Annotated in this window: 18 protein-coding genes and 1 pseudogene; 11 read left to right on the top strand and 8 right to left on the bottom strand. The window is 50.7% G+C overall.

Features of this window, described 5'->3' with window-relative positions:
- Positions 1-225 precede the first annotated feature (225 nt).
- From IPM31_10855 to IPM31_10820, 8 genes are all read left to right on the top strand, one after another.
- Positions 226-432: a hypothetical protein gene (locus IPM31_10855; protein MBK9007479.1), complete on the top strand. Its 207-nt coding sequence runs from the start codon at positions 226-228 to the stop codon at positions 430-432.
- Between the two features lie 43 nt (positions 433-475).
- Complete coding sequence (locus tag IPM31_10850) at positions 476-907, top strand: hypothetical protein (protein MBK9007478.1); 432 nt, start codon at positions 476-478, stop codon at positions 905-907.
- A 115-nt stretch (positions 908-1,022) separates the two neighbouring features.
- Positions 1,023-1,220 carry a type II toxin-antitoxin system HicA family toxin gene (locus tag IPM31_10845; GenBank protein MBK9007477.1) on the top strand — a complete coding sequence of 66 codons (198 nt, stop codon included), beginning with the start codon at positions 1,023-1,025 and terminating at the stop codon, positions 1,218-1,220.
- A gap of 6 nt (positions 1,221-1,226) precedes the next feature.
- Positions 1,227-1,640 (top strand): type II toxin-antitoxin system HicB family antitoxin, encoded by a 414-nt coding sequence (locus IPM31_10840; GenBank protein ID MBK9007476.1) that lies wholly within the window; start codon positions 1,227-1,229, stop codon positions 1,638-1,640.
- Positions 1,641-1,841: 201 nt separating this feature from the next.
- A complete protein-coding gene (locus IPM31_10835) occupies positions 1,842-2,270 on the top strand; it encodes a hypothetical protein (GenBank protein ID MBK9007475.1) in 429 nt (142 codons plus the stop codon).
- Positions 2,271-2,960: 690 nt separating this feature from the next.
- The gene (locus tag IPM31_10830) at positions 2,961-5,612 is read left to right on the top strand and encodes a CHAT domain-containing protein (GenBank protein MBK9007474.1); all 2,652 of its coding nucleotides are present in this window, start codon (positions 2,961-2,963) and stop codon (positions 5,610-5,612) included.
- Positions 5,582-6,283, top strand: coding sequence for a hypothetical protein (locus IPM31_10825; protein MBK9007473.1), 702 nt, complete (start codon positions 5,582-5,584; stop codon positions 6,281-6,283). Before IPM31_10830 ends, IPM31_10825 begins: the two co-directional genes overlap by 31 nt.
- Before the next feature lie 41 nt (positions 6,284-6,324).
- Positions 6,325-6,741: a hypothetical protein gene (locus tag IPM31_10820; GenBank protein MBK9007472.1), complete on the top strand. Its 417-nt coding sequence runs from the start codon at positions 6,325-6,327 to the stop codon at positions 6,739-6,741.
- Here the strand turns inward: IPM31_10820 and IPM31_10815 are convergent.
- The 6 genes and pseudogenes from IPM31_10815 to IPM31_10790 form a co-directional block, all read right to left on the bottom strand.
- Positions 6,704-7,526, bottom strand: a pseudogene (locus IPM31_10815) (IS5 family transposase). The gene IPM31_10820 and the pseudogene IPM31_10815 overlap by 38 nt on opposite strands.
- Before the next feature lie 187 nt (positions 7,527-7,713).
- Positions 7,714-9,633 (bottom strand): transcription-repair coupling factor, encoded by a 1,920-nt coding sequence (gene mfd, locus IPM31_10810; protein ID MBK9007471.1) that lies wholly within the window; start codon positions 9,631-9,633, stop codon positions 7,714-7,716.
- A 20-nt stretch (positions 9,634-9,653) separates the two neighbouring features.
- Positions 9,654-10,133: a hypothetical protein gene (locus IPM31_10805; protein ID MBK9007470.1), complete on the bottom strand. Its 480-nt coding sequence runs from the start codon at positions 10,131-10,133 to the stop codon at positions 9,654-9,656.
- The gene (locus tag IPM31_10800) at positions 10,123-11,271 is read right to left on the bottom strand and encodes a hypothetical protein (GenBank protein ID MBK9007469.1); all 1,149 of its coding nucleotides are present in this window, start codon (positions 11,269-11,271) and stop codon (positions 10,123-10,125) included. Before IPM31_10800 ends, IPM31_10805 begins: the two co-directional genes overlap by 11 nt.
- 15 nt (positions 11,272-11,286) lie before the next feature.
- Positions 11,287-11,868: an aminoacyl-tRNA hydrolase gene (locus tag IPM31_10795; GenBank protein ID MBK9007468.1), complete on the bottom strand. Its 582-nt coding sequence runs from the start codon at positions 11,866-11,868 to the stop codon at positions 11,287-11,289.
- A 24-nt stretch (positions 11,869-11,892) separates the two neighbouring features.
- The gene (locus tag IPM31_10790) at positions 11,893-12,510 is read right to left on the bottom strand and encodes a hypothetical protein (protein MBK9007467.1); all 618 of its coding nucleotides are present in this window, start codon (positions 12,508-12,510) and stop codon (positions 11,893-11,895) included.
- A 173-nt stretch (positions 12,511-12,683) separates the two neighbouring features.
- Here IPM31_10790 and IPM31_10785 point away from each other — a divergent pair, with 173 nt between their 5' ends.
- Both IPM31_10785 and IPM31_10780 read left to right on the top strand, forming a co-directional pair.
- The gene (locus tag IPM31_10785; GenBank protein ID MBK9007466.1) at positions 12,684-13,058 is read left to right on the top strand and encodes a roadblock/LC7 domain-containing protein; all 375 of its coding nucleotides are present in this window, start codon (positions 12,684-12,686) and stop codon (positions 13,056-13,058) included.
- A gap of 166 nt (positions 13,059-13,224) precedes the next feature.
- Complete coding sequence (locus tag IPM31_10780) at positions 13,225-14,832, top strand: CTP synthase (protein ID MBK9007465.1); 1,608 nt, start codon at positions 13,225-13,227, stop codon at positions 14,830-14,832.
- A gap of 90 nt (positions 14,833-14,922) precedes the next feature.
- Here IPM31_10780 and IPM31_10775 read toward each other — a convergent pair whose 3' ends face one another.
- The gene (locus tag IPM31_10775; GenBank protein ID MBK9007464.1) at positions 14,923-15,753 is read right to left on the bottom strand and encodes a TerC family protein; all 831 of its coding nucleotides are present in this window, start codon (positions 15,751-15,753) and stop codon (positions 14,923-14,925) included.
- Between the two features lie 324 nt (positions 15,754-16,077).
- Between IPM31_10775 and IPM31_10770 the strand changes: the two genes are divergently transcribed.
- Entirely contained in the window at positions 16,078-16,602 is a 525-nt protein-coding gene (locus IPM31_10770; GenBank protein MBK9007463.1) for a zinc ribbon domain-containing protein, read from the top strand.
- A gap of 252 nt (positions 16,603-16,854) precedes the next feature.
- On the opposite strand, the gene IPM31_10765 is transcribed toward IPM31_10770, so the two are convergent.
- A complete protein-coding gene (locus IPM31_10765) occupies positions 16,855-20,103 on the bottom strand; it encodes a GAF domain-containing protein (GenBank protein ID MBK9007462.1) in 3,249 nt (1,082 codons plus the stop codon).
- Between the last annotated feature and the right edge of the window lies 1 nt (position 20,104).

Here is a 20,104-nt window from a genome sequence, read left to right as displayed (position 1 = left end):
CCGTTCGCGGTTGAAGTCATCCAGCGGACCTACGCCTGCCAGATTCGATACGCCCAGGGTTTGGGCTGGCATCAGGATCAATCCCACTAATAGGAATACAACTAACATACGAACTGATCGTTTCATACAATCTCCTCCATGGTTGTCTAATTGGATCGTTTGCCTTGGTTATGGCGCCTGAAAATCTTTGCCAGCAACCTCCTTGAATGAACAGAAATCAAGTTCTTGGGTTATTATAAGTTACACAAACTGAAATTCAAAGAATTAAAAGGTTACACGCCCATCGAATTCGGTCACTTGCTGACCGACCTGCTCAGCGGACAATGCGCGGCGGGATTCGTCATCACCGACCTGTACGAAGACGTGATGACCGATTCGCCGCTGGGGAAGTATCATCCCAACTACATTGCCACGCGAGCGGTGAAGATGTGATGACCAAAGAAAAGTTTATCGAGAAACAAAACTGAGGTGAAGCATGATTGATTCTGCTGAGAAAGACAGCGAGTTATTGAGAAATATTCAGGCACAATTACCCCATCTGTCCAAACTTCTGAATGAAGTTAATTCTCATTGGTCGTACGAAGACCCCATTTACCGTTTCTATCATCAGTCCTATAAGGTCTATGCGCTTCAAGGTGAGACCAAGCAGATCGTTGACGCGCTACAAAGCATCGCTCCAACTGGAACAACTTTTTGCCCAATGTTTCAAGAGATTTATCGGGCTGGCGCAAGCGAAAAGCAATTTGAGCCTGAGCACAATCGCCAGTGGACGACACACACCAGACCATTTCTGGAAGCCTTTTTTCACGCCAAATTCTTTTTAGAAATGGCAGTAAAGTACGGTAAAGAATTAACAGACGCGCCAACGATGTTACCTTCGGGTTGGGCAGCTACTTTGTTTGTATGATATACGCTAAGTCTTTCATTTCCCACGCATCCCAAAACGATCACCAACACGCGAACCTGCAGCCGGTGTTTCAGACGAGCATTGACGCAGTGTGTAGGGTGTGTATAATTGCGCCATGAACAGCCGCGACATTATCACAAAACTCAAAGCAGACGGCTGGTCACTTGTGCATGTGCGCGGCAGTCACCATCATTTCAAACATCCTGTCAAACCAGGCAGGGTGACTGTCCCCCACCCGAAAAGGGACTTGCCAATCGGCACCCTTCGCAGTATTTATCGTCAGGCAGGTTGGTCCTGGTCAGAGAAAAAGTGAGAGAAAATGCGCTATCCAGTTGTCATTCACAAAGACCCTAACAGCGATTACGGCGTGACCGTTCCAGATATAGCAGGATGTTTTAGCGCGGGCGCAACTCTCGATGAAGCATTATCGGAAGTTGTCGAAGCGATTGAGGCTCATTTGGAGGGGATGCTGATTGACGGGGAAGCCATCCCCACGCCTCAAACCATCGAATATCACCAAAACAATCCCGACTATGCCGACGGCGTTTGGGCGGTAGTTTCAGTGGATGCGGCGAAACTTTCGGGCAAGTCGAAGCGGGTAAACATCACGTTGCCCGAACGAGTGTTGAACTTGATGGATAAATTCGCCTCCGAGAATGGAGAAACCCGTTCAGGGTTAATCACTCAGGCGACTCTCGAATACATCGCGTCGCACGAGGGGACTGCAGAATAAGGCATAAGGTCGAGAACCTGCTCGGCGGACAATGCGCGGCGGGATTCGTCATCACCGACCTCTACGAAGACGTGATGTCCGAGTCGCCACTGGGGAAATTTCATCCCAACTACATTGCCACGCGGGCGGTGAAGATGTAGAATGGGCGCGAAAACAAATTCAATCAAGTTAACTTGAAAAGTAACCTTCTTTGCAAACGCAATGAATCGTAAACTTCTAAAAAACATTGTACTTTTTGTAGCCCTTTGCCTTTGGACTTGGTTGTCTTTTATTTCAGGCAAAATCATGTCATCTATTGACGTCTCGATGGATGAGGTCGAGCACGCTCGTTACAAACTTGAAAATTTAGTGACCGTCAGCCGATCTCCTGATTGGAAATATGGTAAGGGGTTTTATACTGCGGTAGTAATTGCGATTCCAGAGAACGGGACTTCTTATAATGTTGTATGTAAAGCCCATGTTGGAAACGCCAATTATTTCGAGTATATTGAATTAGGTCAAACGAATTCGATTGCAGAAGCATTGGACAACTGGGGAGATATTCAGTGGACTGACGATTCGTTAATCATCGGCAGAGATGGACCTAACCAGAAAGTAATATCCAGGGAACAAATCGAGAAACATCGTTGAGCAACATCTTGTTTTCTACCAAAACGCTAACAAATCGCTCGGCGGACAATGCGCGGCGGGATTCATCATCACCGACCTGTACGAAGACGCGATGACCGATTCGCCGCTGGGGAAATTTCATCCCAACTACATTGCCACGCGGGCGGTGAAGATGTAGAATGAGGCGAGAGCAAATCCGATTCAGGATATTCGCTCGCTGGTGATGAAGGATGTGAGGTTATGAAGGAACGAAACTATAGTTAAGGTTTTTTCTGCTCGGCGGTCAGTTGGATACAGTTTTACTTATCACAAACACATACAAAGATTACATGCGGGATTCGTCCTTCGCAATTATCATGCAAGCCATATCGCGACAAGATGTATGAGGTAGAAATGAATGCTATAATTTTTTATCAAACACTTTCCTGTTGCATTCAAGAATCTTATTGAAACCTTAATAGAGTAAATTAAGCTCGTACTCTGGCGATAATAGATTTTTCAATTTCGATGGCAATGCCGAGTTTTGATATGAAATTATTCCGAAGTCGATCTGCCAAAAATGAGGAGCTGAACGTATTCGGCGTACCTCGGCCCGTTTATTTAGCCTATGTAAACGCGAACGCAATATTGACAGAAAGGGGCTTATTAAGACCTATCCAAGAGGCGGACATATCTACACAGACTCCTGATGTTGAACTTAGAGTGCGAGAAATGGCATTCACCAAAGCCTTAGCACAAGAGATCGGGCTGGAATACGATGCGGCCTCTTATCAGAATTATTCATTAGTAATTCCATTGAAATATCGAGAACCGATAACCGAAATGTTTGACGCAATGAAAGATTCTTCGCCGGGTGATGATCCTCAACACCTTCTGCAAAATAAACCTGCACTGTTGGAAAATATATTACAGATATTGCCAGCATTTGATAAAAACCAAGACCTACCAGATGAGTTTACGGCAACAATGCGCGAGATTCTAAATGCACAGTTATCGAACGATCAAACACGGAGCGTTGAACTATTTACCAAAGCTTTATCGATTCTTGATCCAGAAAAGAATATGGTTTTATCATCACTGTTGCAATATGGTTTAGCGACCAGCCTAAAAGAAATTCAAGAGGGGGATCCTTTAGATAATATTGAGCGCGCAATAGAGGCATATGAGATCGTTCTCAAAACCCCCTTTATACAAGCGATACCACAAATATGGGCTCATACAGTAATTCATCTAGCATCTGCATATGAAAATCGTTTAGTTGGGGATAAAAATGCAAATCATGAAAATGCGATTAATGCTTATAAGGCCGCCTTAAACTATTTTCCTCGCCAGATTGCACCAGATGATTGGGCAATGATAGCAAAAAATCTAGCAATGGCATACTGGTCACGCACTATGGGGGATCATGAAGAGAACACTAATCTTGCTATCGATTTACTAAATCAAACTCTTGAGATATGGACACCTGATAATGCGTCTGATGACTGGGCATCGGCAATGCGCAACTTGGCAACTTGTTATTTATTTAGAAAGCAGGGCGGGCAAACAAATAACATTGAACAAACAATTGAATACTGTCAAGTAATTCTTGCGGTGCAGACAAAAGAGAACTCTTATGAGGGATGGAAACTTACAATGAGGCTTCTGGGTCAAGCAGTTGAGATGCGCATTCAAGGCAACAGCGCCGAAAATATTCTTCGAGCCACGCAGATTTATGAAGAAATCTATAAAGGCGTAGATTCCGAAAAAGATCCCTATTGGATAATAAATATTGCACAAGGTTTAGGAAGGATATATTCAAAACGCAAAGAGTGGCGAAAGGCCAATGAAGTTCTTAGGAGCGGTATTGAAGCTGGGAAATTACTATACAGCTATGCTTATGCTCCGACTAGTAAGAAGAAATACGCAGAAACCAATATTCGGATATATGACCAAATTATTGAATCAAGTCTATATCTTGGACAAGAAACTAATTATTCGCGAAACGGATTGATGTATGCTGAAATGAGTAAGTCTCGGGATTACCTAGAATACTATAGCTCAAGCAATATTCCTCCGCCTGCAGGTGTGCCTAAAATTATTATGTTGGAAGAAGCTAGGCTTCTGAATGAGTTGAATAAGAATCAACTTAAGATTGATTCTATAGACATTAACAGCAAGATTGAACGAGAGGTAGCAACAGAACGAAAAGCATTGCTTAAAGACCTGAATACAATTTGGGAAACATTGGTTCAAGAATATCCTTCTGCTAAAAGCTACGTTGATATTCGTCGTGCAGCATTCCCGCAATGGAAGGATTTAGAAAACCTGTCAAAAACTTTAGGCCCGAAGACTGCGCTAGTAGAATTCTATATGCTGAGAGATAACATAGGAATATTTGTACTGCGTGATGGCTGGGATAGCCCGAGGGTTTACAATATATCGTTAACAATAGATCAATTATTGCATCGCTATCTTTATCCGTATTTAAATGAAATGATTCAGCCAAAATCAACAATACCGCCAGCTTATTCCTGGTTGTCTTTGGGCGAGATACTGCTGGCGCCAATCAAAGAGTGTTTAGATGGGGTATCTCGAGTATGCATGGTGCCGCACAAAATTCTATCCATCATCCCTCTGCATGCACTCAATCTGAACGGAAGGCCCTTTATTGATTATTACGAAGTTGTGTATGCCCCATCAGCACTGACATTAATTCACTTACTTAAGAAAGTGCCAACACAAGTTTCAAATAACGTCTTGGTTATGGCTTACACACCAAAAGATTATGAAAGAAATATCTTTAACAAAGAGGCGGAAATAATCGCGAATGTATTTAATAGCAGTCCCCTCTTGAATAACGATGCAAGTATTGAGAGCTTCAAGGAACGCGCACAATTTGCTGATTACATTCATCTATCGTGCCACGGAAGATTTAGGTACGAAAATCCTTTGGAATCAACTATATTATTATCTAATGGGGAATTGTCAGCACGAGATTTGATGACAATAAATCAACACGCAGATCTCGTAACGTTAAGCGCTTGTGAAACTGGAATGATAACCACCGGAACGACTAACGAAAATCTGGGATTCTCTCGTTCTCTGTTATACGGCGGGGCAAATTCCGCTCTTCTTACTTTTTGGTCGGTGAACGCGAATTCAACTTTGGAGTGGATGGAAAATTTCTATCGCTTCATCGTGAAAGATTCAGGTGCCGAGGGGCAATTGTCAAAATCTAATGCTTTTCGACGAGCAACATTGGCTCTTAGGGATAATGTTGATGAGCCTTATTATTGGGCCCTTTTCTTTAGTTGGAAATTGGCAGTAACTCCGTGCGAAAAGGATAGAAAATGGATGACTATTGGTATGAAGAAGAATTAGTTCCAATTGAACCTGAGTTTAATGAAGTGACAAAGTCAACTGAAAAAGAACGACAAGCAACGCCAAAAGCTCGAGGTGTTGTCCGAATTGATAAACCACGGTGGAAAAAATTGGACGATGAGTCGTCTTATGAATGGCTAACTTCCGGTTCGAAGTCGGAATTCTATTTAGTGCGCTTAGGTTTTCAGTTTGACGTTTTGGAGAAAGCTCGTGAGCAAGGTGTAAAATTTATCTTTGCACGATGTTCAGCATTTTTGAGATCGGAAAGTATTGAGCAACTACAACCTACAGTCTATGAAATGGTACCGCGAGACCTACATGAAGGGGAATCCCATGTAGTCAAATTAGAAATCGCGCCTCAAATAAAGCTTGGAAACACTAGTTTTGCTTTTGGCGAAGCCAGTACTGATCTTTCATTAGGCTCTATTGAACCAGTAACGGTCGGCTGGCCGGGAAAAGATGAGCGAGAGCCATATTGGGAGTTGCGCCCTAAAAATAAAACACTTATTGGGGTCAGACATCTTTGGTTAGTTATAGAAGCGCCCATAGGATGTGGAGGGATTCGTCTCGCTACTAGAGTCGAGGGTGATTTGAAAAGCTATTTTGGGATAATATCAGTCGGACCCATCAGTCGCTTATGGGCTTCCCGACCAAGCATCCGAATAGGTTGATTGACATTCAATTTGAAAAGCGATAAAGGTCATAGAAGAAAATGAATAAGACACCAAGGAGAAAGAGTGAACCAAAAGAAGATATGATATTTCTTGCGATTGCCCTGTGCACTAAATCGACAGGAGAAAGTATTGGTTTAGCCATGAAGTTAACAGCCTACTACCGGGTTTTATTGCCATACCTACCTATGGAAAAACAAATTACATTAGCCAATCTTCTAGGATCAGCTTCCTCTCGTGGTTCAGCGAACTTCGAAATTTTACCTCATTACCGAGAGGAGTTTGAAGAAAGATGGAGGGAATTTCAGAAACGAATCTATGATGAACTTAATCATCTGCTCGAAAGAATTACAAATCAAAAATCACACCGCATCAGTATGAGCGAAGAAGACGATGACAGATTATTTTGCGCAATGCTTGCTAGAGCCTGTATGCAAAATCAGAGAAGAGGAAAATAGAAGCAATAGTGATCATGGCAGAGAAATTAGCAGCCCGTTTTTCATAGCGTGTGGCAATCCGACGAAATTGCTTGAGACGATTAATGAGACGCTCAATGATATTGCGTTTGCGGTAGTGCGATTTTTCAAAAGAACCTCGGCGACGTTCATTACTTCGGCGAGCAATGGTGCAACGAATGTTTTTCTTATGCAGATAAGCACGAAACTCCTGACTGGTGTAGCCTTTATCTGCCACCAAGCGTTTCGGACGCCGACGCCTTTGACCTGATCGTCTGCGAATGGCGCCCGTCTCCATCAATTCTTCCGCCTGGCGGATGTCACTGTCCTGACCAGGCGTCAACAAAAAAGTGATCAGTTTGCCTGTACCTTCACAACGAAAGTGGATTTTGGTGCTGAATCCACCGCGACTACGCCCTAACGCCTCTTGTTCTGCGCTACTTTTTTGCCCCAGCCGCGTGTTGATGAGCTCGTACCGTCGTGGAATCGATGAAATGGATTTCCCAATCGACATTGCTCTCTACATCCAGCGCAGTTTGCAACTCGGCAAACATCTTGTCCCAGACGGCGGATTTCCGCCATCGTTGGAAGCGGCTGTAAATCGTTGTCCATTTGCCATAGCGTTCGGGCATATCGCGCCAGGGTGCGCCTGTTCTCAGCACCCACAAAATCCCATTGAGAACTTGCCGATGCTCTTGGGCGGGTCGTCCTCGCTTCGTTTTTGCTTTCGGGAGCATTGGCTCAATCCGCTCCCATTGTTCGCTGGTTAGGTCGCCTCGATTTCTCATACCAACCAGTTTATCCGCTATTTTATATTTTGCATACAGACCCTAATAAATTTGCGGAAAGTCATCTAGATACAGTAGGTATTTATTACACTATAGCATATGGAAATCATAAGGAGGTCAAGAAAACACTGACAACTTTAAAGAAGGAGTAAATGAGCTAATCACATTCGTACAAGTAGGTCTTCCTTCACAACCTCCCCAACACCTCCAACAACCTCCCCACCCACGCCTCCCCAAACGAACACCAATACGCGGACTTGCCGCCGCGGATGCCCGCGCTCAGGTCGGCGAGACGTTTGGGTTCCGTGCCGTTCGTGGGAGTCGGGTAGCGCAAGACGATCTGTCCGCTTTCCCAGTTGATGGAGGACAATCCCGCCTTCTCGGCTCGCAATTTGACTCGCATCTGATAAAACAGATTCGCGGTCATTTCGGGCAATTCGCCGAAGCGATCTTTGAACTCGGATGCCAGCGCGTCGATTTCGGTTTCGTCGCGCAAATCCGCGATGCGACGATACAACCGCAAACGCAAATCCTGATCGGGGATGTACTCGGCAGGGATTCCGACGGCGAGAGGCAGGTCTACGTTAACGGGCATGGACATGGGTTGAAGGTTGAAGGTTTGAAAGTTTGAAGGTTGAGCGGCGGGACTTTCAACTTTCAACATGGAACCTGCAACCCGCAAACGCCTCACCGCATCTGCCAACAGCCTTGTATACAAATGGAATCCCACCGCTTGAATGTGACCCGATTGACGCGTGCCGAGCAGTTCGCCGGCGCCGCGGATTTCAAGGTCGCGCATGGCGATCGAATAGCCCGCGCCGAGTTGCGTGTTTTCGGCGATCACTTCGAGCCGCTGTTGACCGTCCACGGTGGGGGTCAGCTTGTTGTGGCGAAAAAAGTAGGAGTAGGCGCGCGCAGCTCCACGTCCGACACGACCGCGTAGTTGATAGAGTTGAGCCAAGCCGAAGGTGTCGGCGCGGTCCACGATGAGCGTGTTCGCGTTGGGGATGTCCAATCCCGATTCGATGATCGTCGTTGACAACAAAATATCGGTGTCGCCGTTGTTGAAGCGGTGCATCACATCGGAGAGTTGATTCTCTGGCATCTGCCCGTGACCGATATCCACGTTCGCTTCGGGGACGAGTTGATTGAGATGCGCGCGCATCGCGTCGATGGTCTGGACGCGGTTATGCACAAAGAAAATTTGTCCGCCGCGTTCGAGTTCGCGCAGGATCGCCTGCCGCACAAGTTTCGGCGAATACGGACCGACATGCGTGACGATGGGCAGTCGCTCCTCGGGCGGCGTGTTGAGATTCGAAATATCGCGCACGCCCGTGAGCGCCATGTAGAGCGTGCGCGGAATCGGCGTGGCGGTGAGAGTCAACACGTCCACTTCGGTGCGAAGTTTTTTGAGATGCTCCTTGTGCGTGACGCCGAAGCGTTGCTCTTCGTCAATGACGACCAAGCCGAGTTCTTTGAATTGCACATCGCCAGAGATCAAACGATGCGTGCCGATCACGATGTCAATCTCGCCGATGGCGAGCCCATGCAAAATCGTCGTCTGCTCGCGCGGCGTGCGAAAGCGCGAAAGCATTTCCACTTTCAGAGGGAACGCGGCGAGTCGTTGCAAAAATGTTTCGTAATGTTGTTGTGCAAGAACAGTGGTCGGCACAAGAATCGCAACCTGCTTGCCGTCCATCACGGCTTTGAACGCGGCGCGCAACGCCACTTCGGTTTTGCCGTAACCCACGTCGCCGCACAACAGACGATCCATCGGGCGCGACGATTCCATGTCGCGTTTGATGTCGTTCAACGCGCGCAGTTGATCTTCGGTCTCCACATACGGAAACGAATCTTCCAATTCTTTTTGCCACGCGGTATCGGGCTTGAATGAATATCCCAGCGCCACATGACGGCGCGCGTACAAGTCCAACATCTCTTGCGCCACTTCCAACACCGCGGCTTTCACGCGTCCTTTTTTCTCGTGCCACTCCTGCCCGCCCAAACGATCCAACGCGGGCGCCGCGCCCTCCGCGCCCACATAACGCGTCAACCGATCCGCTTGATGCACAGGCACGAACAACTGCCCGCCGCCGTCATATTCCACCGCGAGAAATTCGCGCGTGATTATCCAACTCGCGCTTGCACCAATCCGCCAAAACGCCCGATGCCGTGATCAATGTGCACCACGTAATCGCCGACCTGCAAGTCCGCGTAAATCGATTCTGGAGTCTCGGCGACAGGTCGCTGGCGCGCGCGGGGTTGCGGGCGTTCCCAGCCGAAGATTTCGGAGTCGGTGATTAGGTGGAGTGAGGAAGATTGGGTAATTAGTAGACTTGAGAGTCGAGAATGGAGAATGAGAGATTGGAGATTGAGGACGAATCCTTCTGATAAAGATGACTCAATAAATAGCGGCGGTTCATTCGACGGGTCGGGCTGGTTCGCCTCTCCCCAAAGTTCTTCCAACCTTTTAGCCTGCCGCGACACGACGATGATGGATTCCTTTTTCGACAGCAATCCCGAAACATAGTCAACAAAATTCTTCAGCCTCCCCCCAAACCTCTCGTCGTGACCGAAACATCCACTCAACGACTGTTCACTGCTCACTGATAACTTGCTCTCCCCCCGAATACCCAAACTCCACCAAACCACCCTGCACCCCATCATACAACTCCGACCACGGAACATACGGCAACGGAAAATCAGCGGACAACGTTTCTTCTGCGATACTCTCCTGCCTGAACTTTACCGCCTGCGCCTCCACCTCCTCCGCCATCGATTCGATGATGGACAGATCGTCAATCAACACAATCGCTTTTTGCGGGAGGTAATCAAGCAACGTCGCGGGTTGTGAATGAAGAAGAGGGATGTGAAATTCTGACAACTCAGTTTCATGTTCACCAACCGCAAGATATTCCCGCGCAGGCGTGACGAGGACTGAATCCAATTTTTCAATCGTGCGTTGTGAGGCAGGATCGAATCTGCGAATCGTTTCGATCTCGTCGCCGAAGAAATCCAAACGGACAGGCATCGTCTCCGCAGTCGCCCAGATGTCGAGAATCCCTCCCCTGCTGGAGAATTGTCCAGGCTCAAGCACGGTGTTGACGCGCTGATAGCCGATCTCTGCCCAAGATCGCAACAGCGTATCAGGTTGAATCGTTTGATTGACCGATAATTTTTTGCACGCCTTGAGGAAGTCTCGCCGCGGCATGGTGCGCGTCATCAATGAGCGGACGGAGGTGACGAAAACGGGCGGTGTTTCGGGTTTTGCTGCAAATGGTAAGTGGAAAGTGGAAAGTGCGGTCAGCGCTTGCAAGCGGTCGCGGCGGGTGGTCACACCCCACGCGGCTTGTTCGTAAAACAGCGGATTCGGCTCCGCAAAATGATAGCGCGGCGACTTGACCCAAAATCCCAACTCATCGAATAGTGATAACGCATGGTCGGCGCGGTCGGTGATGAAGAGAATCGGTTGCCTAATATCTTCGAGTAACGCCGCGAGGACAGGCAGACGCGCGGCGCGTGGAAGTCCCAGCCCAGCGATTTGTTTCCCCGCTTTGAGTTGGGAGAGGATGTTCTGATATTGAGAGAGCGAGCGGATGCGAACGGATGGAGTTGAGGAGAGGGCATTTAATGCATAGTCCTTTGGTAGAGGGCAGATGTATTGGTGGTTTCGAAACGCTCGCGACCAAGAGGGACCTTGAGATTTGTAACTGGTGGTCTGATACGCCCGCCAGTCTCTAGTCATCTAGTCTCTAGTCATCTACTCACCACCGTCACCATTAAACTTATTCATCGCGGCAGTCAAACCATTCACCACAAATTCAAGCGCGGCGTCGGCGGCGCGGTCGAGGAGCTCGGAAAGGGATTTTAGATCATCGCGTGAGAAGTTTTGCAGGACGTAATCGGCGGGGTCCATGCGACCAGGCGGGCGACCGATGCCGAGCCTCATACGCGGAATATCTTTCGTGCCGAGTTTTTCCAAAATGGATGATAAGCCGCGCTGTCCGCCAGGTCCGCCCGAGGCGCGGATGCGGATTGTGCCGAAGGGCAGATCAAGATCGTCGGAGAGGATCATCAGGTTTTCGTTGGGAATTTTGTAGAAGTGAGCCAGTCCCTGCACCGATTGACCTGAGAGATTCATATACGTCTGCGGCTTGGCGAGGATGAGTTTGTGGTCTTCATATTTCGAATCCATCACAATGGCTTTCGATTGAACTTTCATGCCGCGCGCGTTGAGTCGCACCGCGAGACGGTCAATTGCCATGAAGCCAAAGTTGTGACGTGTGTTGGCGTATTCACGTCCTGGGTTGCCGAGTCCGATGAGGAGGTAGGGGTCTGTCATGTGTCAAGTTCCAAGTTTCATGTTTCAAGTTTCAAGTATTGCGGAGGCGGAGGAGGATGAGGGAGAGAAAATAAACAAGGCAAGGATTACGATTGCTCCGCGACCCAGGCTGGTGAGGATGGTGGATTGAGTCAATGAGGCGGGGTTGGCGGGGAGAGGTGTTGGCGTGGGGCGCGGGACTTCGGTGGGCGTGGGCGAGGCGGCGAGGAGGAATGGGGTTGGGATTTGTACTCCGATGGAGGATTCGGGCGTGGAGGTCACAACAGGCGTTGGAGTTAGTATTGGCGCGTCGTTTTGGATGGTGATGGGGACTGTCGCTTCTTGGAATGTCCCGTCGGCGAGGGTGACGCGCAAGCGCAGGATGTAGGCGCCGTCGGTGATGGAGGCAGTGTTCCAGAGGTAGAGAGGCGAGTCAAGCGCGGGCTGAGATAACGCGGCTAGGGGGAACCAGCCATCCCCGTCGTCTGAAGCGTATTTGAAGTCCAGTTGAGCGGAGAAGAAGTTCGGAATATCCGTCGAGCCGATGATGGTTATTTCTCCATGCAAAATTTCTCCTGACGCGGGTGAGGTGATCGCTACGGGGGGAGAATCCTGCGCGGCGAGGAGGAGCAAAACGAAGGGGAGAAAGAGGCGAATCTTCATTAGTCGAACGTTCAAGTTTAACACGAAGGGAAATGAGGTCAATTTTCCATGATGCAAGTGACGCTTCGACTTCGGGCGAACATCACGCGCCCGAGTCAAGCGCGGAACCCGTCGCAATGACATGCAAAATGAAGTATGGTAAACTTTGGCAGATTTATTTTAGGAGAATTGTTATGGCAAAATCCCGCGCCGACCAGATCGTGGACCGATTACGAAACATGCAAGCCGCCGCGCCCGATATCGAGGCTTCGGCCGTTGTTTCTGTGGACGGGTTGATCATGGCTTCGGCTTTGCAGCAAGGCGTGGAGGAAGATCGCGTGTCGGCAATGTCGGCGGCGATGCTCTCGCTCGGCGAGCGGATCTCCAACGAGTTGGGACGCGGAGGGTTGGAGCAGGTGTACATCAAAGGCGATGCGGGGTCGATCGTGTTGACGTCTATTGGGCAGGAAGCAGTGTTAACTGCCATGGCGCGGCATGAAGCGAAACTCGGTTTGATCTTTCTCGAGATGCGGCGCGCCGCGGAAGATATTGTGAAACTGGTCGGATGAAATCGAAGAACTGCCAGAACACACAGGAAATGCAATCCCCGACGGGGAGGGCTGAAACGCCCTCCCCGTTTCTTTTAATGGGGTGGAGGCAGGGCGGGGTTGAGGCAGAGGATTGGAGAATTAGAGGATTAGAGGTTAGAGGATTAGAGAATTGGAGAATTATTTTATGACCACAAAATATTTATTTTTCACGGGCGGGGTTGTTTCTTCGGTTGGCAAAGGCGTGACTGCGGCGGCGACAGGACTCTTGCTGAAGGAACGAGGTTTCAATGTGACCGTGCAGAAATTGGATCCGTATATCAACGTGGACCCTGGCACGATGAGTCCGTACCAACATGGAGAGGTGTACGTGCTCGATGACGGCGCGGAAACGGACCTCGATCTGGGTCACTACGAACGATTCATTGACATCCGCCTCAGCCGTTCGTCCAACTTCACCAGCGGACAGGTCTACGCCGAGATCATCGGCAAAGAACGGCGCGGCGATTTTCTTGGCGGGACGATTCAGGTCATTCCGCACATTACGAATGAGATCAAGCGGCGAGTCGCGTCCATTGGCAAAGAGACGAATGCCGATATTGTACTGGTCGAGGTCGGCGGGACGGTTGGCGACATCGAGTCGCAGCCGTTTCTCGAAGTGCTGAGACAACTCCGCAACGAGGTCGGGCGCGAGAACGTGTTCTTCATCCACGTGACGTGGTTGCCGTACATCAAAGCGACGGGCGAGATCAAGACCAAGCCCACGCAACACTCCGTGGCGGCGTTGCGCTCGATCGGTATTTCGCCAAACATGATCATCGCGCGTTCAGATTATCCTGTTGACAAAGATATTTGCGACAAGATCGCGCTGTTCTGCGACGTGGAAAAAGAAGCCGTCGTGCCGATGATCACGAGCGATGTGTTGTATGAAGTCCCGCTTTTGTTGGAGAAGGCGGGCGTCAGCGATTATCTCGTTGAGAAGTTGAACATGAAAGCCACGCGCAGGGTGGACATGAAGCCATGGGAGAAACTTGTGGAGCGCGTGAGAAAACCGAAGCAAACGGTGAAAGTTGCCTTGGTTGGAAAATATGTCGAACTGCAAGACGCGTATATGTCGGTGCGCGAGGCGTTGAAACATGCCGCGCTCGCCAACGACGTGGAAGTGGAGATCGGCTGGGTGCACGCGGCTGACCTCGAAAAAGACAAAGGCTGGGATGTGGTGCAAAACGCGGATGGCATCCTCGTCCCTGGCGGGTTCGGCTCGCGCGGCATCGAAGGGAAAATTTTAGCGGCGCGGTATGCGCGCGAGAAGAAAGTTCCGTATCTCGGTCTGTGTTTGGGGATGCAAGTGATGTGCATTGAATTCGCGCGCGGCGTGTTGAATCACGAAGATGCCAACTCCTCTGAGTTTGATCGCGGCTCGGAATATCCCGTCATTGACTTGATGCTCGACCAACGCGCGATCACCGACATGGGCGGCACGATGCGGCTCGGCTTATATCCCTGCGAATTGCAGGAAGGCTCGAAAGCCGCCAAAGCCTACGGCGAGAAAAAAGTGGAGGAACGTCACCGCCATCGCTTCGAGTTCAACAACAATTACAAAAAAGATTTTGAGAAGGCAGGCATGGTTTTCTCAGGCATGTCTCCCGACGGCAAACTGGTGGAAATCGTCGAGATCGAGGATCATCCATTCATGGTGGCGAGTCAGTTCCACCCTGAGTTTTTGTCGCGCCCGATGAAGCCGCATCCGTTGTTTGTGGGGTTTATGAAAGCGGTGAGGGATGGGAGGAAGTGAAAGCAGTGAGCAGTGAGTAGTGAGCAGTGAGCAGTGAGCAGTGTGCAAAAAGGACTTCCGTATTTCTCGGAAGTCCTTTTTGATTCGACGTTATTTTCGTTTCTTTGTAGATTTCTTTTTTGGGATAGATTTCACCGAACGGGTCTTTGGAGCCGACACCTCCGCCATCGCAGGGACAGGAGCGCTGGCTTGGTATGGACTGCGCAGTTGCACAGGCTCGGAGCGTTGGCGCATCCGCAAGTTCAGCGTTTCCACCATCACAGAGAAGCCCATGGCGAAGTAGATATATCCCTTCGGGATGTGCACGTCAAGACTTTCGACGACCAGCGTAAAGCCAATCAACAGCAAGAAACTGAGCGCAAGCATCTTGATCGTGGGATGTCCCTCGACAAAATTGCTGAGAGGGGCGGCAAGGAAGATCATCACTAATGCGGCGATGATGACCGCCGCGATCATGATCGGCAACTCATCCACCATGCCGACGGCGGTGATGACCGAATCGAGCGAGAAGACGATGTCCAACAACATGATCTGAACGATCACGCTCCAAAACGAGGCATGGACTTTGGCGGAGGCATGTCCTTCGGAGCCTTCCAGTTTCTCATGAATTTCGCGCGTGGCTTTCCAGATCAAGAAAATGCCGCCCGCCAGAAGGACGATGTCGCGCTCGGAAAGGGTATACCCCATCACGGTAAATATGGGATCCTTGAGGTTGATGATCCACGAGAGAGAGAACAACAACAGCAACCGCGTCACCACCGCCAACAAAATGCCTGTGGTACGGGCGCGCGACTGATCTTCAACGGGCAACTTGCCCGCCAGAATCGAAATAAAGATAATATTATCCACGCCGAGGACGAGTTCCAGCACAACGAGCGTGAGGAACGCGATCCAAGTTTGGGGTTGTAAAAGCCACTCCATGTAAGACTCCTATAATTTGAATGAGGCAAAGTATACCCGAACATGGATTCGCCTTGCAGTTGAAATTTCCGGGCGCGGCGAAACAGGCGTCTTCGCCACACACAAAGTTGCACCTCCCAAAGTTTAGGGCAATCGCATTTGGTTTTTTTCCGCTAATCCTCACGAATTCACGCTAATCTTTCTCGGAAAATTTCGCGCAGATTGGCGAAGAGTAGCAGATTCGAAGGCAAAACACCGTGTTTTGAGCCTCGAGATTTTCAAATGCGATTGCCTTATACCCAAAGTTCCCGCGCTTCGCAATATGAGATAAAATATCGACACGTTATGAATCTTGACCCCTCATTTCTCAGCAACATTATCCTGGTCTTGACAGGTTTCGGCGCCGCCTTCATCGCCGCGTTATGGATCGCGCTCGTCATTTGGACGTATCGCGATATCCGCACGCGCGCGCGCGATCCGCTCGCGCAGACCCTGGCAACGCTTCTTGTCGCCGTATTGAGTCTGCCGGGCATCCTCGTGTATTTGATCCTACGCCCGCCGAAGACCCTCGAAGAAGATTACCAAAAGACGTTGGAAGAAGAAGCGCTCCTTCAGGCTCTCGAAGATTTACCCCTCTGCCCCGGTTGCGAACGGCGCGTCAAAGATGACTGGCAGGTATGCCCGAACTGTCACACCAAATTGAAAAAGAACTGCGAGAACTGCAACAAACTGATGGAACTCCCGTGGAACATCTGCCCCTACTGCGGCGCTTCCGCCACCGGCGCGCGCCGCGACGCGACAAGCTTGGACGATGCCCTGCGCGGGTTAAAAGTAGACGAAACCGCCGGGGAAGTCAAAGCAGAAGGATAAAAATCAACTCGCCACCTGACCTTTTCTTGTTTGGACGCTGAGAAACGCAATTCAAAACTCCGCGACTCAGTGTCGCCATGGTTCAAACTGTGGCGGAGAGATTGCTTGGTTTAATTGATAATCTGCCACATGTCGCATGACGAGAGCCGAATCAACCCCGACTGCGTAACATCAGTGAACAGAAAACTCGCTTCAAGAACGAAGCGGGTTTTTTATTTACAAACCGTCCGGTCAACCACAAATACCCGCGCTTCACATCCGTCTCACTGCCAGCATCGTTAAATCATCGGCGGGAGGCATATCTTGAATAAAATCGAGCAGCGCTTTTTCCACCACGTCGATCAAATCTGAAGCCGAGGCGCAGAGATTTGTCAACAAGGCGTCGATGAGTCGCGCTTCTCCAAAAAATTCGCTTTCGTTATTGAACGATTCGGTCAAGCCATCAGTATAGAAAAGGATGTTATCACCGCCCGCCAGTTGGATGGTCTTCTGTTCGACGCCATGATCCGTCGAAACGCCGAGGGCAATGGCAGTTCGGGTAAGTTTTTCGATCGAGCCATCCTGTTTCACCCAGATCGGCGGGTTGTGCCCCGCGTTGACATAGGTTAATTCGTTGCTGGCGGTATCCAGCACCGCATAAATCGCCGTGACGAACATCCCCTGGCGCGTATCGGGAATCAAAAGCTCGTTGACGCGCGCCAACGCCTGGGCAGGCGACTCGGTCTCGAGCACGGCGGCTCGCACCAGCGTCCGCGTGAGCGCCATGAACAACGCCGCCGGCACGCCTTTATCTGCCACATCCGCGATGAACAAACCGATCCTTCCGTTGGGCAGGTCGAACACATCGTAGAAATCGCCGCCCACCTGGCGCGCCGTTTTCCAACGCGCTGAGAAGTCCCAGCCCTCCACTTGCGGGAGCGCGTCGGGGAGGAAGGTCTGCTGAATTTGGCGAGCCAACTGCACTTCCGTTTCGAGGCGCTCGCGCACCACCATCTCCTTTTGCAGAAGGTCGTTTTGAATCGCCAGCGCGGCTTGTTGGGCGATTCCGGTAATGATTTCCAGGCGGCGGGCGCGGAAACGCAATCCTCCCTCCGCCTCTTCGATGAGCATCACGCCGTACAACGTATCCTTGACGGCGATCGGGACGGCGAACAACAAGGCGTTGGGGTTGGCAAGATTCGCTTCCTCCGACGGGCTGGCTGATAACCACGCCTGTAACCCTCCCTGTCCTTCGAGCGGACACGCTAACATCCCCGTGGCGCCGCGGCATAAATCGAGGAAAGTAAATTCACCCGGTGAAAACGACCGCTCCCAGAATTGCCTTTCATCCTCGACGCTCAGCCCATAATTTTGCGTGGGCGCAAATTGCTCATGAGAAGCATCCCATTGATACAAAGCGGCGCGTTGCACACCGGTGAGGATCGGCATGATACGGATGATCGTGCCGAGAATTTCATCGAGATCATTCAGGCTGACGATTGCCTGCGCCACCTGCAACAACGCCGCCGACGCGTACGCCTGTTCCTGCGCCACATCGTACAAGCGCGTGTTTTCAATGGCGACCGCCGCGTAACTGGCGAACGTGGTAGCCACAGCTTGCGCTTCACGCCCATATCTGCCTGCCGCGTTATGCGCGAGGGTGATCACGCCAAAGGGTTGGTCTCCCACGCGCAACGGCACAGCCAGCGCGGAATAGCTCTGGTCGAAACCTGCCGCTATACCGGAAACCCACAGCGGGTCTGTCGGCTTTCGTATCTCGGCATTTTGAGAATGAACGACTTGCATCAACCCGTCGTATGCTTCCACCGAACCATACAACGCTTTTTCAAGCACACCCTCATCGATATTATGACTCGCGGCAAGGTACAACTGGTCGTCTTCCAGCAACCAGATCGCGGAAACATCCACAGGCAGGTTGCGTTCCAATTCGGCGAGGATCACATCCAGCACATCATCCACATCTTCGTCTGCCGAGATCAAGCCGGCGACCTCGCGCAGGCTGTCTGCCACGCGCCGCCGCCATTGCTCCGACCGATAGAGCGCGGCGTTGTGAATAGCAATGGCAATATGATCTGCCACCGCCTCGAACATGAATTTATCCTCCGCGGTAAAGGCGTTGTAGCGGTCCGCTTGAATATCGAGCAAGCCGACCACTTCGCCATCGTATAACAACGGCACGCAGATTTCGGATTTGGTGTTTTCCGGCGGAAAAGGCGAGGGCACATAGCGTTTATCCTTGCGCACATCGTTGGTAATCACCGTCTTCCCTTCGCGCGCCACCCAGGGGATGATGCCCAAGGAGTTATCCATGGAGATCGCAAACCCCTCCGAGCCCGCGTCGCGTTCGCCGCTACCCGCCTGATATTCAATGACGCGGCGGTTGCGATGAACGGTAAATAAATGCACATGCGGAACCTTGAATCGCTCGTGGATCAAGTCCGACACGTTCTTCATGAGCGTGTTCAATTCCAGCGAGGCGCTCGCGCTCCGCCCTACATCGGCGATCAATGCAAGGTGGTCCGAATGGCGGCGCAGATCGCGGTAGAGCCGCGCGCTTTCGATGGCGCGCGCGATCGTGTCTGCCAGCGCATTGAGGATCAACAGATCGTTCGCGTGGAAGGCATTGACCTGATTGCTTTGCACATCCAGCACGCCAAGCACCCGCCCTTCGGTCTTAAGCGGGATGACCACCTCGGAACGCGTTTCAGGCAACGATTCAATGAATCGAAAGCGAGCGTCTTTCTTCACGTTCGGCACGACGATCCGCTCGCCATCCGACGCGGCTTCGCCGATCAACCCCTGCCCGATCTTCACATCCAACGCCACCTTGGCTTTTGATTTCCCCTTGCGCTGCGCCATGGCGCTCGAACGGAAACGAAGGTTGGCGGAAGAATTTTCACGAACGGTGAAAATCGCCACGTAATAAAAATGGAACGTTTCCTGAATAAGTTGGGTGACGCGCTCCGAAAGTTCGTTGACATCGAGCACGTTCGCGATCTGCGCGCTCACCTGGCTCACCAGATTTAACTGGTTCAATCGAAATTGCTCAACCGAGATGCGGTGCGAAGCGGTCAGACTCACAGCCACAACGCCTGCCAACCCTTCGAGCAGATTTATATCGTCTCGCTTGAAAACGGGCCCCTTTGGACGGGTAATCTGAATCGCCCCTAGGGCGGCGCCGCGATCGATGAGAGGAATCGACGCCCACGAAGGATGCGCCGCGCTTTTCGACTTTCCGCCTTTACTCCCTGCCACGATCCTGCCGCCCGCCATGGCGCGTTGCATGCCTTTGGTTGTCGGCTCGGGCGAAAAGATCGAGGCGTGTTCCGTGTTCGGCAATCGAAAAATGGATTCAGAAAGCCACAACTCCGCTTCGCCGCCCAACAGGCGCGCCGCCACATCCACAACGCGGTTACGCTGCTCGGCAAGCGATGCGGCGCTGAGCAGTTGCTCTCCCAGACGGGCAAGATCGCGCCAATCTGACGACGAGGCCTGCTTCATG

This window comes from Candidatus Defluviilinea gracilis (assembly GCA_016716235.1).
GTDB lineage: Bacteria > Chloroflexota > Anaerolineae > Anaerolineales > Villigracilaceae > Defluviilinea > Defluviilinea gracilis.
This window is presented reverse-complemented; position numbering and strand designations above follow the sequence as displayed.

Bases quoted from the DNA above. Each gene is read 5' to 3' on its own strand.
- IPM31_10850 (MBK9007478.1), top strand. From the start codon at position 476: ATGATTGATTCTGCTGAGAAAGACAGCGAGTTATTGAGAAATATTCAG.
- IPM31_10845 (MBK9007477.1), top strand. From the start codon at position 1,023: ATGAACAGCCGCGACATTATCACAAAACTCAAAGCAGACGGCTGGTCA.
- IPM31_10840 (MBK9007476.1), top strand. From the start codon at position 1,227: ATGCGCTATCCAGTTGTCATTCACAAAGACCCTAACAGCGATTACGGC.
- IPM31_10835 (MBK9007475.1), top strand. From the start codon at position 1,842: ATGAATCGTAAACTTCTAAAAAACATTGTACTTTTTGTAGCCCTTTGC.
- IPM31_10830 (MBK9007474.1), top strand. From the start codon at position 2,961: ATGGCATTCACCAAAGCCTTAGCACAAGAGATCGGGCTGGAATACGAT.
- IPM31_10825 (MBK9007473.1), top strand. From the start codon at position 5,582: ATGGATGACTATTGGTATGAAGAAGAATTAGTTCCAATTGAACCTGAG.
- IPM31_10820 (MBK9007472.1), top strand. From the start codon at position 6,325: ATGAATAAGACACCAAGGAGAAAGAGTGAACCAAAAGAAGATATGATA.
- IPM31_10800 (MBK9007469.1), bottom strand. From the start codon at position 11,271: ATGACTAGAGACTGGCGGGCGTATCAGACCACCAGTTACAAATCTCAA.
- IPM31_10795 (MBK9007468.1), bottom strand. From the start codon at position 11,868: ATGACAGACCCCTACCTCCTCATCGGACTCGGCAACCCAGGACGTGAA.
- IPM31_10790 (MBK9007467.1), bottom strand. From the start codon at position 12,510: ATGAAGATTCGCCTCTTTCTCCCCTTCGTTTTGCTCCTCCTCGCCGCG.
- IPM31_10785 (MBK9007466.1), top strand. From the start codon at position 12,684: ATGGCAAAATCCCGCGCCGACCAGATCGTGGACCGATTACGAAACATG.
- IPM31_10780 (MBK9007465.1), top strand. From the start codon at position 13,225: ATGACCACAAAATATTTATTTTTCACGGGCGGGGTTGTTTCTTCGGTT.
- IPM31_10775 (MBK9007464.1), bottom strand. From the start codon at position 15,753: ATGGAGTGGCTTTTACAACCCCAAACTTGGATCGCGTTCCTCACGCTC.
- IPM31_10770 (MBK9007463.1), top strand. From the start codon at position 16,078: ATGAATCTTGACCCCTCATTTCTCAGCAACATTATCCTGGTCTTGACA.
- IPM31_10765 (MBK9007462.1), bottom strand. From the start codon at position 20,103: ATGAAGCAGGCCTCGTCGTCAGATTGGCGCGATCTTGCCCGTCTGGGA.